The organism is Stenotrophomonas sp. GD03958 (genome assembly GCF_029839005.1).
Lineage (GTDB): Bacteria > Pseudomonadota > Gammaproteobacteria > Xanthomonadales > Xanthomonadaceae > Stenotrophomonas > Stenotrophomonas hibiscicola.
Genome location: NZ_JAOBZT010000015.1, coordinates 12,047 through 26,257, shown reverse-complemented (window position 1 = coordinate 26,257; position 14,211 = coordinate 12,047). Strand labels below are relative to the sequence as shown.

Sequence of the window (14,211 nt, the reverse complement as noted above, 5' to 3'; positions counted from 1 at the left end):
CCCGTTAAACCGAGGTCCGGCAAAGGTGAACGTACGGGCAAAAGCGGGCTCGGGTATGCTTGCCGCATGCGAGTCGAGCCCGCCGACATCGAAGCCCTGTTCGACGCCATCCCGGACGTGCTGTTCTTCATCAAGGACCGCCAGGGACGGTATACCCACGTCAACCAGACCATGCTGCGGCGGCTGGGCCTGCGCGCGCGCAAGGACGTCATCGGGCGGACCGCGGCCGAGATCTACCCGACCGGCCTCAGCGCGGACTATGTCGACCAGGATGCCCGTGTGCTGTCCGGCGAGGTGATCGAGAACCTGATGGAGCTGCACCTGTTCGCCAACCGCGAACCGGGCTGGTGCCTGACCTGCAAGCGTCCGCTGCTGGTTGATGGCGCCATCGAGGGCCTGATCGGCATTTCCCGCGACCTGGGCCAGAAGGACAGCCTCGGCACCCAGTATGAGCAGCTGCGGCTGGCGCTGGCCCACCTCAACGCGCACTACGCCGAGAACGTGCGCATGCAGACCCTGCTGGACATCACCGGCTTCTCGCTGTCCAAGCTGGAGCGCAGCTTCCGCAAGGTGTTCCAGATGACCCCGCAGCAGGTGCTGACCCGGCTGCGGATCCAGATGGCCATGCACCTGCTGCATGGCGATGACAGCATCGCCTGCATCGGCCAGGCCTGCGGTTTCAGCGACCAGAGCGCCTTTACCCGCAAGTTCAAGGCTGAAACCGGTTTCTCGCCGCGTGCCTATCGTGCCCGTATCGGCGGTGGTGTCGGCGAGCCGGCACTGGCCTGAGCCGCCTGCTGCGCTGTGCCTATCCGCGCGGGCATGGGACAGGGTAAGGTGTCGCCCCTGTAGCCCGCCGCCAGCCCTGCCGATGCCCAACTCGATTCCGACCGCTTCGCCGTCCCGCCTCGGACATTCGCTCAAGCCCCGCCAGCTGATCATGATGGGCTTGGGCAGCGCCATCGGCGCCGGGCTGTTCCTCGGTTCGGGCGTGGGTGTGCAGGCGGCCGGTCCGGCCGTTCTGGTCTCGTACTTGGTCGCTGGCGCGCTGGTGATCATCGTCATGAACGCACTGGGCGAGATGGCGGCGGCCAAACCGACCAGCGGCGCGTTTTCGGTGTACGCGGCCGACGCCATGGGCGCCACCGCCGGTGCCACGGTCGGCTGGCTGTGGTGGGTGCAGCTGGTGATCGTGATCGCCGCCGAAGCGGTAGGCGCGGCCGGGCTGTTGGCCACGGTCTGGCCCGCGGTGCCGGTGCCGATGGCTGCATTGGCCTTCATGCTGTTCTTTACTGCGATCAACCTGCTCGGGGTGAAGAACTTCGGCGAGTTCGAATTCTGGTTCGCCATCCTGAAAGTGGCGGCGATCCTGGCCTTCATCGCCATCGGCGTGGCGCTGCTGATGGGCTGGCTGCCGCAGGTGACCTCGCCGGGCCTGAGCAACTTCACCGAGCATGGTGGCTTCGCGCCGAAGGGCCTGGCCGGTATTGGCGCTGCACTGCTGGTTGTCGTTTTTGCCTTCGGTGGCACCGAGATCGTGGCCGTTGCGGCGGCGGAGACCGAAGATCCGGAGCGCAGCATCGCCCGTGCCATCCGCACCGTGGCGTGGCGCATCCTGGTGTTCTACATCGGCTCGCTGAGCGTGATCATCGCCGTCGTGCCGTGGACCAGCGAGGCGCTGAAGTCGCCCTTCGCCGCGGTGCTGGACATTGCCCGTATTCCGGGTGCAGGCACCGGCATCACCCTGATCGCGGTGATCGCGCTGCTGTCGGCACTCAATGCCAACCTCTACGGCGCCTCGCGCATGATGTATTCACTGGCGCAGCGACGTGAAGCCCCGGCCGTGCTGGGCTGGACCGATCCGCGCCAGGTGCCGGTGATTGCCGTGCTGGCCAGCGTGCTGTTCGGTTTCGCCGCCACGGTGATGGAACTGCTGTTCCCGGACCGGGTGCTGCCGGTGCTGCTGAACATCGTCGGTTCGACCTGCCTGCTGGTGTGGACGCTGTCGCTGGTCTCACAACTGGTGTTGCGCCGCCGCGCGGATCGCCTGGGTATCCGGCTGCCGTTCCGCATGGCGGGCTTCCCGTGGCTGACCTGCTGCGCGCTGGCGATCCTGGCGCTGATCTTCGGCCTGCTGCTGAGCGAGTCGCACACCCGCCTGCAGTTCCTGTCGATGGTGGCGCTGACCGCCACCATCGCCGCCGGCAGCGCCATCGCGCGGCGCATGCGCGAGGCCTGATTCTGTAGAGCCGACCCTATGGTCGAGGCTGCTGTTTGCGCGATCGCCAGCCGAGCATGGGCTCGGCTCTACAACAGGCACACACTCCGCGTGGCACTGTGCGCAGGTGGGCCGCCAGCGGCCCGTCGACCGGGAGTACCGCATGCTGCGCAGCCGTCCCTTCCTGATGTTCACGGGCCAGGCCGAGGCCGCCCTGGCCCTGTACGCCGAGGCCTTCGCCGATTTCCGCCTGCTGGCAATGCAGCGCCATCCGGACGGCGCCGGTGCCGGCGTGCCCGGGCAGGTCCGCCAGGCCATCTTCCTGCTCGGTGGCACCCACTACCTGTGCTTCGACAGCCTGGACGTGCACGATTTCACCTTCAGCCCGTCGATCTCGCTGTTCGTCGAGTGTTCCGGCACCGAACAGTTCGAGCGCGCGGCACGCGTGCTGGGCGAGGGCGGCCATTGGCTGATGCCGGTGGGCGAGTACGATTTCAGCAACCGCTACGGCTGGGTGCAGGACCGCTTCGGGGTGTCGTGGCAGTTGAGCCTGGGGCAGATGCCGGACCCGTGATCGGATGTTTGTGCGTGTGGGCCCTGGTCCACACACCCTCATGAAAACGGCCCGCTTGCGCGGGCCGTTCACTTACCGATGCCGCGAGGAATCAAGCCTCGACTTCATCATCCTTGTAGGCATCGACCGGGATGCAGGCGCACATCACGTTCTTGTCGCCGTACACGTTGTCCACGCGCGCCACCGGCGGCCAGTACTTGCTCTGCTTCAGGCTGGCCAGCGGGAAGGCGGCCAGCTCGCGCGGATAGGCGTGGGTCCACTCGCTGGCGGTCACCGCGGTGGCGGTGTGCGGCGCGTTCTTCAGCGGGTTGTCCTCGCGGTCCAGGCGGCCGTCTTCGATCGCGGTGATCTCCTCGCGGATCTGGATCATCGCGTCGATGAAGCGGTCCAGCTCGTGCAGCGATTCGCTCTCGGTCGGTTCGACCATCAGCGTGCCGGCCACCGGGAAGCTCAGGGTCGGGGCGTGGAAGCCGAAGTCGATCAGGCGCTTGGCCACGTCCTCGGCGCCGATGCCGCTGGTCTTCTCCAGCGGGCGCACGTCGAGGATGCACTCGTGCGCCACCAGGCCGTTGCGGCCGGTGTACAGCGTCTTGAAGTGCGGCGCCAGGCGCTTGGCGATGTAGTTGGCGTTGAGCTGCGCGACCTGGGTGGCCTTGCGCAGGCCTTCGCGGCCCATCATCGCGATGTACATCCAGCTGATCGGCAGGATCGAGGCGCTGCCGAAGCTGGCCGCGCTGACCATGCCGACCGGGCCGTTGTCACCCAGCTTGCCCGGCAGGAACGGGGCCAGGTGCTCCTTGACCGCGCACGGGCCGACGCCCGGGCCGCCACCGCCGTGCGGGATGCAGAAGGTCTTGTGCAGGTTCAGGTGCGAAACGTCCGAACCCCACTTGCCCGGCTTGGCCACGCCGACCAGGGCGTTCATGTTGGCGCCGTCGGTGTACACCTGGCCGCCGTGCTGGTGGATGATCTCGCAGATCTCCACCACCTCTTCCTCGAACACGCCGTGCGTGGACGGGTAGGTCATCATGATCGCGGCCAGGCGGTCGCTGTACTTCTCGGCGTTGAGGCGGATGTCTTCCACATCGACATTGCCGTTGGCATCGGTCTTGGTGACCACCACCTTCATGCCGCACATCTGCGCCGAGGCCGGGTTGGTGCCGTGCGCCGAATCCGGGATCAGGCAGATGTCGCGATGGCCCTCGCCGCGCGAGCGGTGGTAGGCACGGATCGCCAGCAGGCCGGCGTACTCACCCTGCGCGCCGGAGTTCGGCTGCAGGCTGACCGCGTCGTAGCCGGTGCATTCGACCAGCATCGCTTCCAGCGTGTCGATCAGTTCCTTATAGCCCAGCGCCTGGTCAGCCGGCACCAGCGGATGGATCTGCGAGAACTCCGGCCAGGTCACCGGGATCATCTCGGCGGTGGCGTTGAGCTTCATGGTGCACGAACCCAGCGGGATCATCGTGCGGTCCATCGCCAGGTCCTTGTCGGCCAGCGAACGCAGGTAGCGCAGCAGTTCGTGCTCGCTGTGGTGGGTGTTGAACACCGGATGGGTCAGGAACGCAGACTGGCGCAGCAGGCCGGCCGGCAGCGCGTCGGCGGTGCTTGCGTCCAGCGCATCGATGTCGGCCTGCGCGCCGAACACGGCGGCCAGCGCGACCACGTCGGCGCGGGTGGCGGTCTCGTCCAGGCTGATGCCGACCGAGTCGCTGTCGATCGTGCGCAGGTTGTAACCGGCGGCGCGTGCCTTGGCATGGATCTCATCGGCGTGCACGCCGGTGACGTGCAGGGTGTCGAAGAAGTCGCCACCGACCTGTACGCCGGCGTTGCGCAGTGCCGCTGCCAGGATGGCGGCCAGGCGGTGGGTGCGGCGGGCGATGCGGGTCAGGCCTTCCGGGCCATGGTAGACCGCATACATCGAGGCCATCACTGCCAGCAGCACCTGTGCGGTACAGATGTTGGAGGTGGCCTTCTCGCGGCGGATGTGCTGCTCACGAGTCTGCAGGGTCAGGCGGTATGCCGGGTTGCCCTGGGCATCGACCGAAACGCCGATCAGGCGGCCCGGCATCGAGCGCTTGTAGGCGTCACGGCAGGCCATGAAGGCGGCGTGCGGGCCACCGAAGCCGAACGGCACGCCGAAACGCTGGCTGTTGCCGACCACGATGTCCGCGCCCCATTCGCCCGGGGCAGCCAGGAGGGTCAGGGCCAGCAGGTCGGTGGCCACGGCCACCAGGCCGCCGCGTGCGTGCACGGCATCGACCAGCGCCTTGTAGTCGCCGACCTGGCCGAAGGTGTCCGGATACTGCAGCAGCAGGCCGAAGGCTTCTGCTTCCAGTGCCTCGGCCGGGGTGCCGACGCGCAGCACGATGCCCATGGGCTCGGCGCGGGTGCGCAGCAGTTCCAGGGTCTGCGGGTGCACGGCATCGTGCACGAAGAAGGTGTCCGACTTCGACTTGGCCGAACGCTTGGCCAGGGTCATCGCTTCGGCGGCGGCGGTGGCTTCGTCCAGCAGCGAGGCGTTGGCGATTTCCATGCCGGTCAGGTCGGCGCACAGTGTCTGGAAGTTGATCAGCGCTTCCATGCGGCCCTGCGAGATTTCCGCCTGGTACGGGGTGTAGGCGGTGTACCAGGCCGGGTTTTCCAGGATGTTGCGCAGGATCACGTTCGGCGTGTGGGTACCGTAGTAACCCTGACCGATGAAGCTGCGCAGCACGGTGTTCTTGTCGGCGATCGCACGGATCTTCGCCAGTGCCTGCACTTCGGTCATCGACTCCGGCAGCGCCAGCGGCGCCGGCGACTTGATCTTGGCCGGCACGATGGCATCGGTCATCGCATCCAGCGACGCGTGGCCGACGACGTCGAGCATCTGCGCGATCTCGGCATCGTTGGGGCCGATGTGGCGCTCGACGAACGCATTGTGGTGCTCGAGCTCACGCAGGGAAGGGGTGTTCTGGGACATGGCGAAGGATCCGTCAGGAAAGGGCACACGCACGGGCACAAGCCGCCGGTCGGCGGTCTGCGGGGCGCCCCTCTGTCCTTTTGCCTGAGAGTTTGGAAGCGCGGAAAACCGCGGCTTCGTGCCCCTTCGGCGCCGGATCGAACCGGTCTCTCCAGAGTTCTGTTACGGGTGGTATCGGGCCTGAGCGATTACGGGCGTTGCGCCTTCGGCAGCGGTGTTCCGCTTCTCCCACCGTGTTGCCCGCCGATTATAGCCCGTTGCGGGCCCGCTGGCCGCGCCCCGGCGCGGGCCCGCGGCTGAATGGCCGATGGCCCGGCCGTGCGTTTTGTGCACCGTTGCATGGCATCGGGCGCAATCCCCACCTATGATGGGCGGATACCCGAATTCATCTGGCGCCGTCCCCGTTGCAGCGGGACCGGCGCCCGCCGTGCGTGCCGCGCATGGCCCTGCCGGACGCTTCCTTCATGACCGCCGCCGTTGCTCCCTCCACCCGCCGCATGGCCCTGCTGCTCGCCGGCCTGGCCATGTTCGGCCCGTTCTCGATCGACACCATCTTCCCGGCGTTCCCGCAGCTGGCCCAGCGCCTGGCGGTGGACGAGGTGGCGGTGCAGCAGACCATCAGCGTGTACCTGCTGTTCTACGGCCTGATGAGTCTGGCGCACGGCCCGCTGTCCGATGCCTGGGGCCGCAAGCGGGTGATCCTCGGCGGTCTGGTGGTGTTCGTCGGCGCCTCGGTCGGCTGCGCGCTGTCCACCGACCTGTCCACGCTGCTGGCGTTCCGCGCGCTGCAGGGCCTGTCGGCGGGTGTCGGCATGATCGTCGGCCGCGCGGTGATCCGCGACCTGTACCACGGACACGACGCGCAGCGCCTGATGAGCCAGGTATCGATGCTGTTCGGCATCGCTCCGGCCATCGCACCGATCATTGGCGGCTGGATCCTGCTCAGTGGCGCCGGCTGGCCACTGATTTTCTGGTTCCTGGTGGTGTTTGCGCTGCTCCTGCTGGCGGCCACCGCACGCTACCTGCCGGAAACCCATCCGGTGGAGGCACGGGTGCCGTTGTCGCCGCGCGTGCTGCTGCGTGATTACGTGCGCATCGGTTTCAACCCGCGGTTCCTGCGCCTGGCGCTGGCCGGTAGCATCGGTTTCGGCGGCATCTTCCTGTACATCTCGTCGGCACCGGTGTTCGTGATGCAGCACCTGCACCTGGGCGAGGGCGGTTTCGCCTGGTTGTTCATCCCCACCATCGGCGGCATGACCACCGGCTCGTTCCTGTCCGGGCGCATGGCCGGGCACACCACGCCCACCCGCCAGGTGTCCATTGGTTTCGGCCTGTGTGCGCTGTCGGTGCTGCTGAATGTCGGCTACGTGGCGCTGTCGCCGCAGTTCGTGCTGCCGTGGGCGGTGCTGCCGATCTTCCTGGGCGGCATGGGCATGGCACTGATCTTCCCGATCCTGGCGCTGGCGGTGCTGGACATGTACCCGCACCAGCGCGGCCTGGCCTCGTCGCTGCAGGCCTTCGTGCAGCTGATGATCAGCACCGTGGTGGCCGGCGTGGTGTCGCCGCTGCTCAGTGCCAGCCCGCTGCACCTGGCGCTGGGCCAGGCCGCGTTCTTCGGCGCCGGATTCGTGTTCTGGTACTGGGAACACCAGCGTGAACGCGCGGCGCAGGCAGCCTGCACGGGCCATTGAGCAGCGCGCAGGGGTAGGGCAGGCCGCGATGCCCGCAACGCTTGCGGCGAGGAACGACCGGACTAGGCTGGGCACTCCAGCCAGCCGGTGCGTGGATGCACGACAGCCAGCCGATCCGATGTCGTTGCATGAGGTTCCCCCATGGCTGCGCAGCAGACCTACCGCCTGTTCGAGGTGGCGCTGAAGGAGCGCCGCGTTCTTTCCCCTTCTCTGGACCGCATGGTGTTCACCGGTGCCGACGTGGCGCGGATGAAGACCGAAGGCCCTGACCAGCGCATCAAGGTGTTCTTCCCCTTGCCCGGCCAGGAGGTACCGCAGGTCCCCAGCGGTGAAGACTGGTACCCACGCTACCGGGCCCTGCCGGACGACAAGCGCCCGCCGATGCGTACCTACACCATCCGCCAGTTGCGCGCCGAGCAGGGCGAGGTCGATATCGATTTCGTCATCCATGGCGAGACCGGCCCCGCCTCGCGCTGGGCCATCCACGCGCGACCGGGCGACCGCGTAGTGCTGCTGGCCCCCGATGCCGACTGTGCTGACAGCAGCGAAGGCTGGGAATGGAAACCGCCGGCGGGAGTCGGCCAGGTGCTGCTGGTGGCGGATGAAACCGCGCTGCCGGCGGTGGCCGGAATTCTTGAGGAACTGGCGGCCATGGTCGACCCACCGCGCACGCTGGCGCTGCTGGAGGTGGCGCAGGCCGGTGATGCGGTGCACCTGAAGGCGCCCTCCAGCGCCGAGCTGGTCTGGCTGCCGCGCGGGCAGGCCGCCTACGGACAGCGGTTGCTGCAGGCGGTCCAGGCGCGGTTGGCAGCGACCTCGGGCGTGGCTGCCGGCGATGCGCTGGAGGAGATCGACGTCGATACGCAGATCCTCTGGGAGCAGGCCGAAACCGGTGTGGCCGGGCCGCTGTATGCCTGGGTGGCGGGTGAGGCGGGGGCGGTGATGGCGATCCGCCGCCACCTCGTGCGCGATTGCGGGCTGGACCGCCGCGCGATCACCTTCATGGGCTACTGGCGGCATGGCAAGGTGCTGGACTGACCGGACTGGATCGAGCACGCGTGAAGCAGCGCTGCGGGCGGGGTGCGCTATCCTTGCGCCCCCCTTCGCAGCGGTACCGCACCATGTCCACCAGTTCCAAGACCCGCCGCGACCAGCGCCGTCGCCAGGAAAAGCAGGCCGCCAACAAGGCCGCCGCGCAGGCGTCGCCGGTGGAACCGCATGCCGAACTGCGCGATGCTCAGCGCACCCTGCTGGCCGGTGTCGTGCGCCGCGACGGCGAATGGGTGCTGGGCATGGACGGCCGCATCGCCGGCCACAGCGAGAGCGCTGCGCAGGTGCTGGCGCTGATCATGCAGGCCGGTGAGCTGCACGAACGCAAGGGCACGCCGGTGCGCCTGATGTACTCCGATGCGCTGCGTGATGCCGCACAGGCCGAAGCAAAGGAGAAGGGCCAGACCTTCGAGGAGTTCAAGGCCGAGCTGGCCGCGGCGATGGCGGCGAAGAAGAACAGCTGATCGCTGTTGCGGTAGAGCCGGCCGCTGGCCGGCTGCCAGACGGATTTCCACCGTGCAGTTGCCGGCCAGCGGCCGGCACTACCAGAAAGGGGCGGATCCTCGCGGACCCGCCCCTTTTCTCATTTCGCCGCCGGGGCCGCGTTGGCCTGCCAGCCGCACATCTGGCCTTCGTTCTGCTGCTTCAGCCACTCGTTGACCGGGGTGAAGTACTCGATCATCGGGCCGGCATCGAGCTTGTCGGTGCCGGTCAGCTCCTTCAGCGTAGCCTGCCACGGCTGGCTGGCACCCTTGCTCAGCATCGCCCAGTACTTCTGGCCGGCTTCCTTGTTGCCGTAGAAGGTGCACTCATGCAGCGGGCCCTTGTACCCCGAGGCGTCGCACAGGCCCTTGTAGAACTGGAACTGCAGGATGCGCGCCAGGAAGTAACGGGTGTACGGGGTGTTGCCCGGCACGTGGTACTTCGCGCCCGGATCGAAGAATTCTTCGCCACGGCTGCTGGCCGGGGCCACGCCCTGGTACTTGGCCTTCAGGTCCCACCATGCCTTGTTGTAGTTGTCGGCGGTGATCGAGCCATCGAACACGCCCCAGCGCCAGCGGTCGATCATCAGCCCGAACGGCAGGAACGACACGCCCGACAGCGCCATGCGCATCTGGTTGTTGATGACTGCTTCGCGGCTTTCGGTCGGCGCATCGACCAGGCCGATCGAGCTGAGGTACTTGGGCGTCATCGCCAGCACGATGGTGTCGCCGATCGCTTCATGGAAGCCGTCGTTGGCACCGCCCTGGAACAGCGGCGGCAGCGGGTTGTAGGCCAGGTCGTAATAGATGTGGCCCAGCTCGTGGTAGATGGTGGTGAAATTCTCTTCGTTCGGCTTGATGCACATCTTTGTGCGCACGTCGCCTTCCATGTTCATGTCCCAGGCGCTGGCGTGGCAGACCACGTCGCGGTCGTCAGGCTTGATGAACTGGGTTTTTTCCCAATACGACTGCGGCAGTGACGGCATGCCCAGCGACACGTAGAAGTCCTGCGCGCGCTCGGTCATCTGCTTGGCGGTGCGCAGTTCGGCTTCGCGCTGCGCCTTGTACTGGGCCGCCACACTGGCGTCCTTGCCGGCCTTGGCCAGCGCCGCGCTCAGGTTGGTCTGGTACTGCTTTTCCAGTGCAGCGGTGATGTCCAGGCTGCCGGCACCCGGGTATGGTTCCAGCTGGTCCCACAGGTTGGACCAGTCCTGCTGCCACATGTTGCCCAGCAGGTGCGCGGCGATCAGGCCATTGCCCACTTCGGCCTTGTCCTTGCCGTAGGTCTTGTCCAGCTTGGCGCGCGCGTAGCAGTGCAGCTGTTCGTACATCGGCTTGACCTGTTCCCACAGGCGATCGGTTTCCGGGCCGATCTGCTCCGGCGGCATGTCATAGCCGCTGCGCCACATCTGGCCGGCATCGGTGAAGCCCATGCCCTTGGCGCCTTCGTTCACCAGGCCGACGAACTTCTGATAGTCGCCGCGCATGTTCTTGGTGGTGCTGTGCCAGCCCTGCCAGGCGTCGAGCTGCTTGTCGTAGTCGCGGCTGCGTGCCAGCACCTGCTCCAGCTCGCCCAGCTGGCGGCAGGAGTTCGGGTCGTTGGCATCGGTGCAGTACTTGCCGGCGCCATAGCTGCCTTCCATGCGGGTGGCGATCTGCGTCAGCTCGGCCAGTTTGGCCGGGTCGCGCGGCGCCGGCATCGACGACATCAGCTTCAGCAGGTGGATCGCGCGCTTGCTGTCCTCGCTCATCGGCTGGCCGTCGAACTTGGCGGCCTGTTCGATCCAGCTGTTGAGCTGGGTCAGCGAGCGCTCGTTGGCCTTGGCCGCGATGCGTTCCGAATCACTGTTGATGTAGGTGGAGGACAGCCACTGCGCCGAGGTCATCTCCGGGTAGGCGGCCTTGAACTCGGCATTGATGCGGGCCACGAACTGGTCGGCGGTTTCGCCGGCCGGGGCGCTGCTGCTGGCGGTATCGGTGCCTGGGGCAGCTTCCTTCTTGCAGGCGGCCAGGGCCAGCGTGGCGGCGGCGATTGCCGAGGCCAGCAGGAGATGACGGTGTTTCACGGGCGGTCCTTGGGTGGTGAACGACGGCCGAAGGCTAGTGGGCCGTCGCTGCCACCGCAAGTGGCGGAAGTCGGCCGGGCCGCGCCCGGCACCCGCAGAGGCTTTCAAGCAAGGGCAAAGGCAGAAGCAACAGCAACAGCGGACTATTCTTGGTTTGGCGGGGCGGTGTCGGAGTGCGGGGACGCCGCAAGTACGTCCGTGTAGGCTTGGCAGCCGCTTGCTCGTGTGCGCTTTCCTGCGCACACGGCAAGACCGGGGTTGGGCGTCCTGCCCAACCCGCCCGAGGCATGCCTCGGGCCCATGCGGCTGACACCCCGCACTCCGACACCGCCCCACCTCTGACAGATTCCGTGTGCTGTCGGTAGGTGTCGACCTTGGTCGACACATCTGTCAGATATCGAATGAGTCATCCACGCATGGCGTGGATCTACTGTGTCGACCAAGGTCGACACCCACCAGGCAATGCGTCGTTCCGACAGATCGCGGAAATCTGTCGAAGGCGGGGTGGGTCCGGTTGCGGGGGCGTGAGCCGCATGGATGCGGCGACCGAGCTTACATGGACGTACTTGCAGCGTCCCCCGCAACCGGACCCACCCCGCCAATCCACGGAATGCCAGCTTTTGTTGTTGCTGTTGCTGTCGAGGCTGCCGGCCAGCGGCCGGCACTACCGCGGGTGCAGGGCTGCAAGCCCTGCCGAACAACCCTCAACCTTCGCAGTTGGCGAACACGTCGCGGTCGCGCTCGTACAGCGAGGTCTTCACCTGCATCAGGCCCAGCACCGACGGGAACAGATTGTCGTGGTCGGTATAGGCCGCCGAGCGCTTGCGCACGCACTGCAGGTCCAACCCGCGGCTGCTGGCAAAACCCGGGGAGAACCACATCGTCATCGGTACCCGGGTCTGTTCGGCCGGGGCGATGGCGTAGGGCACGCCGTGCAGGAACAGGCCCTTCTCGCCCAGCGACTCGCCATGGTCGGACAGGTAGATCATCGCCGTGTCGTAGTCCTGCATGCCCTGCAGCGTGCCGATGGTCTTGCTCAGGAAGTGATCGGTGTACAGCACGGCATTGTCGTAGCTGTTGGTGATCTCTTCGCGCGAGCAGCGGCCGATGTCACGGGTATCGCAGGTCGGGGTGAAGCGACGGAATGCAGGCGGATAGCGCTCGAAGTAGGCCGGTCCGTGGTTGCCCAGCTGGTGCAGCACCACCACCCGGTCGCCGGGCCTGGCCCGTACCTGGGTGGCCAGGTCCTGCAGCAGGATCTCGTCCATGCAGCGGCCATCGGCGCACAGGCCCGGCGTGGTGGCATCGGACAGCGACTGGAAGTCCAGGCCCTCGCACACGCCCTTGCAGCCGGACTGGTTGTCACGCCACAACGGCGCGATGCCGGCGCGGTTCAGCACGTGCAGCAGCGACTGGTGTGCGCGGATCTTCTTCTCGTCGTAATCGTGGCGCCCCCACGGCGAGAACAGGCACGGCAGCGAAACCTCGGTGCTGGTGCCGCACGAGTGCATGTCCGGGAAATTGATCACGCTGGCCTGCGCCAGTTCCGGGGTGGTGTTGCGGCCACCGTTGAGCCCCCAGTTCTGCGCACGCACGGTCTCGCCCATGACGATCACCAGCAGGCGCGGCTTGCTGGCCGGCGCGCGCGGGGTGGCCTTGGCATCGGTACCGATCGGCAGCTTCGGCGCGCGCTGCACCGGATTGTCGCTACGCAATGCACGCGGCATGCCCAACAGGACATTGGCCGGTGTCGCGAGATAGCGCACTTCACGCTGGTTGCGCATCAGTGCCGAGACATCCTGGAACGAGATCAGGGCACCGCCGATGGCGGTCACTGCGGCCACCGCCAGGAAGCCCAGCCGCGACATCAGGCTGCGGCCCCAGCTGCGGCGGCGCAGCTGCACGCGCCACAGCACGATCATCGGCAGCACCGCAAGCAACAGCACCGGCCACAGCAGCGACACGGTCATCAGCTCGCGGCTTTCCTTGGGGTCGGTCGCCAGCACGTTGCGCAGCATGTCCGCATCCAGGTAGATGTGGTAGCGGCTCATGTAGTGCGCGGCGAATGCGGTCACCAGCAGCAACAGGCTGATCACCACCTTGGCGTTCCAGCGCCAGACCAGGATGCCCAGCAGCACGCCGTGAGCGCCCAGCAGCAACAGCAGCAGTGAAAGCGCGTAGCGCAGGTTGCCTGGATGGCTGGCCATCGCGCTGTGCCAGAACAGGCCATTGCCGGCCACCGCGAAGAACAGGCTGGTCAGCGCGATCAGCGCTTCGGTGGACAGCTGCGGCCGCCAGTGGCGTAGACCCGCAAGGGCGGGGAGGCGGGCGGGCCGTTGGACCGATGCGCTCATGCGTTTGCCTCCTGGCGGTTGGCATGGTTCGGTTGACGGTGTGTCAGGACGCACTTGACGATGAGATACAGGCCCAGCGAAAGCAACCAGCAGATCAATGCAGTGGCAACGTCATGCGAAAGGAAATGTGCACCGCGCAGCTGCTGGCTGATGCCGAACACCAGGCCGGCGCCGAGGCCGATCCACAACCCGGTCCAGCGCCACGACGGGCGCCATAGCAGGGCGAAATAGTACAGACACAGCCAGGCGTAGCCAGCACTGGCGTGACCGGCCGGGAAGCAGGCCTGCGCGGCCATGCCAGCGGGGCGCGCCGTGAAAAGCCCGATAAAAGGCTGGTGGCCACCGTAGCGCAGCAGGTCCCACGGGCATTCCATCGGCACCAGCGACTTCAGCAGGGAGATCGCGCCGGTGCCCAATGCCATGGCAATCACGACATAAAGCAGCGCCCATTGCAGGGTGCGATCGCGACCCTTACGCCAGTGGTGGAAGCACAGCAGGATCACGACCAGCGCCGCCGCCGTGCTCAACCATTTGCCGGCCTTGTGCACGACGCTGCGGGTGATCCAGGCGTCCTGCAGCGCCCAGTGGCTGCCTTCAAGACGGAACAGGTGATCGGCCACCCATTGATCACCGCCGAAGTCCATCAGCAGCGTAAACAATGGCAGACCGATTGCGACAGGCAGCCAGAGGTGAGTTACGGCAAATCGAGACGCCAGTGGTGTCGCAAGCGGCGCTACCGCATCAAGGGGACGGACGGGCATGCTGGGGGAGGGCGGTTTGGGAATCCGCAGTCATGCTCGTCACCTGCATGTCGGAG

10 protein-coding genes and 1 riboswitch are annotated in these 14,211 nt (G+C 66.9%); of the genes, 6 read left to right on the top strand and 4 right to left on the bottom strand.

Annotated features, from left to right (window positions below; genetic code table 11):
* Positions 1-66: 66 nt before the first annotated feature.
* The 3 genes from N5C25_RS06835 (at position 67) to N5C25_RS06825 (ending at position 2,792) form a co-directional block, all read left to right on the top strand.
* Positions 67-789 carry an AraC family transcriptional regulator gene (locus N5C25_RS06835; protein WP_251103289.1) on the top strand — a complete coding sequence of 241 codons (723 nt, stop codon included), beginning with the start codon at positions 67-69 and terminating at the stop codon, positions 787-789.
* Positions 790-871: 82 nt separating this feature from the next.
* Positions 872-2,239, top strand: a complete 1,368-nt coding sequence (locus tag N5C25_RS06830) for an amino acid permease (RefSeq protein ID WP_262212662.1) — start codon at positions 872-874, stop codon at positions 2,237-2,239.
* 142 nt (positions 2,240-2,381) lie between these two features.
* Positions 2,382-2,792, top strand: coding sequence for a VOC family protein (locus N5C25_RS06825; protein WP_262212663.1), 411 nt, complete (start codon positions 2,382-2,384; stop codon positions 2,790-2,792).
* A gap of 91 nt (positions 2,793-2,883) precedes the next feature.
* Here the strand turns inward: N5C25_RS06825 and gcvP are convergent, their stop codons facing one another.
* Entirely contained in the window at positions 2,884-5,751 is a 2,868-nt protein-coding gene (gene gcvP, locus N5C25_RS06820; protein ID WP_262212665.1) for an aminomethyl-transferring glycine dehydrogenase, read from the bottom strand.
* Between the two features lie 62 nt (positions 5,752-5,813).
* A riboswitch (glycine riboswitch) is annotated at positions 5,814-5,916 on the bottom strand.
* Positions 5,917-6,215: 299 nt separating this feature from the next.
* Here gcvP and N5C25_RS06815 point away from each other — a divergent pair.
* From N5C25_RS06815 to N5C25_RS06805, 3 genes are all read left to right on the top strand, one after another.
* Positions 6,216-7,442 (top strand): multidrug effflux MFS transporter, encoded by a 1,227-nt coding sequence (locus N5C25_RS06815; RefSeq protein WP_058981019.1) that lies wholly within the window; start codon positions 6,216-6,218, stop codon positions 7,440-7,442.
* Positions 7,443-7,583: 141 nt separating this feature from the next.
* Positions 7,584-8,480, top strand: coding sequence for a siderophore-interacting protein (locus N5C25_RS06810; protein ID WP_262212668.1), 897 nt, complete (start codon positions 7,584-7,586; stop codon positions 8,478-8,480).
* 83 nt (positions 8,481-8,563) lie between these two features.
* Complete coding sequence (locus N5C25_RS06805; protein ID WP_014038106.1) at positions 8,564-8,956, top strand: hypothetical protein; 393 nt, start codon at positions 8,564-8,566, stop codon at positions 8,954-8,956.
* A gap of 119 nt (positions 8,957-9,075) precedes the next feature.
* On the opposite strand, the gene N5C25_RS06800 is transcribed toward N5C25_RS06805, so the two are convergent.
* From N5C25_RS06800 to N5C25_RS06790, 3 genes are all read right to left on the bottom strand, one after another.
* Positions 9,076-11,040, bottom strand: a complete 1,965-nt coding sequence (locus tag N5C25_RS06800) for a M2 family metallopeptidase (RefSeq protein WP_180877969.1) — start codon at positions 11,038-11,040, stop codon at positions 9,076-9,078.
* Positions 11,041-11,744: 704 nt separating this feature from the next.
* The gene (locus tag N5C25_RS06795; protein WP_262212669.1) at positions 11,745-13,394 is read right to left on the bottom strand and encodes a phosphoethanolamine transferase; all 1,650 of its coding nucleotides are present in this window, start codon (positions 13,392-13,394) and stop codon (positions 11,745-11,747) included.
* Entirely contained in the window at positions 13,391-14,155 is a 765-nt protein-coding gene (locus N5C25_RS06790) for a phosphatase PAP2 family protein (RefSeq protein ID WP_058980997.1), read from the bottom strand. The genes N5C25_RS06795 and N5C25_RS06790 overlap by 4 nt, the downstream gene beginning before the upstream one ends.
* Positions 14,156-14,211: the final 56 nt, after the last annotated feature.

Excerpts from the sequence above, each read along its gene's own strand:
- N5C25_RS06805 (WP_014038106.1), top strand. The coding sequence starts at position 8,564 with ATGTCCACCAGTTCCAAGACCCGCCGCGACCAGCGCCGTCGCCAGGAA.
- N5C25_RS06835 (WP_251103289.1), top strand. The coding sequence starts at position 67 with ATGCGAGTCGAGCCCGCCGACATCGAAGCCCTGTTCGACGCCATCCCG.
- N5C25_RS06815 (WP_058981019.1), top strand. The coding sequence starts at position 6,216 with ATGACCGCCGCCGTTGCTCCCTCCACCCGCCGCATGGCCCTGCTGCTC.
- gcvP (WP_262212665.1), bottom strand. The coding sequence starts at position 5,751 with ATGTCCCAGAACACCCCTTCCCTGCGTGAGCTCGAGCACCACAATGCG.
- N5C25_RS06825 (WP_262212663.1), top strand. The coding sequence starts at position 2,382 with ATGCTGCGCAGCCGTCCCTTCCTGATGTTCACGGGCCAGGCCGAGGCC.
- N5C25_RS06795 (WP_262212669.1), bottom strand. The coding sequence starts at position 13,394 with ATGAGCGCATCGGTCCAACGGCCCGCCCGCCTCCCCGCCCTTGCGGGT.
- N5C25_RS06810 (WP_262212668.1), top strand. The coding sequence starts at position 7,584 with ATGGCTGCGCAGCAGACCTACCGCCTGTTCGAGGTGGCGCTGAAGGAG.
- N5C25_RS06790 (WP_058980997.1), bottom strand. The coding sequence starts at position 14,155 with ATGCCCGTCCGTCCCCTTGATGCGGTAGCGCCGCTTGCGACACCACTG.
- N5C25_RS06830 (WP_262212662.1), top strand. The coding sequence starts at position 872 with ATGCCCAACTCGATTCCGACCGCTTCGCCGTCCCGCCTCGGACATTCG.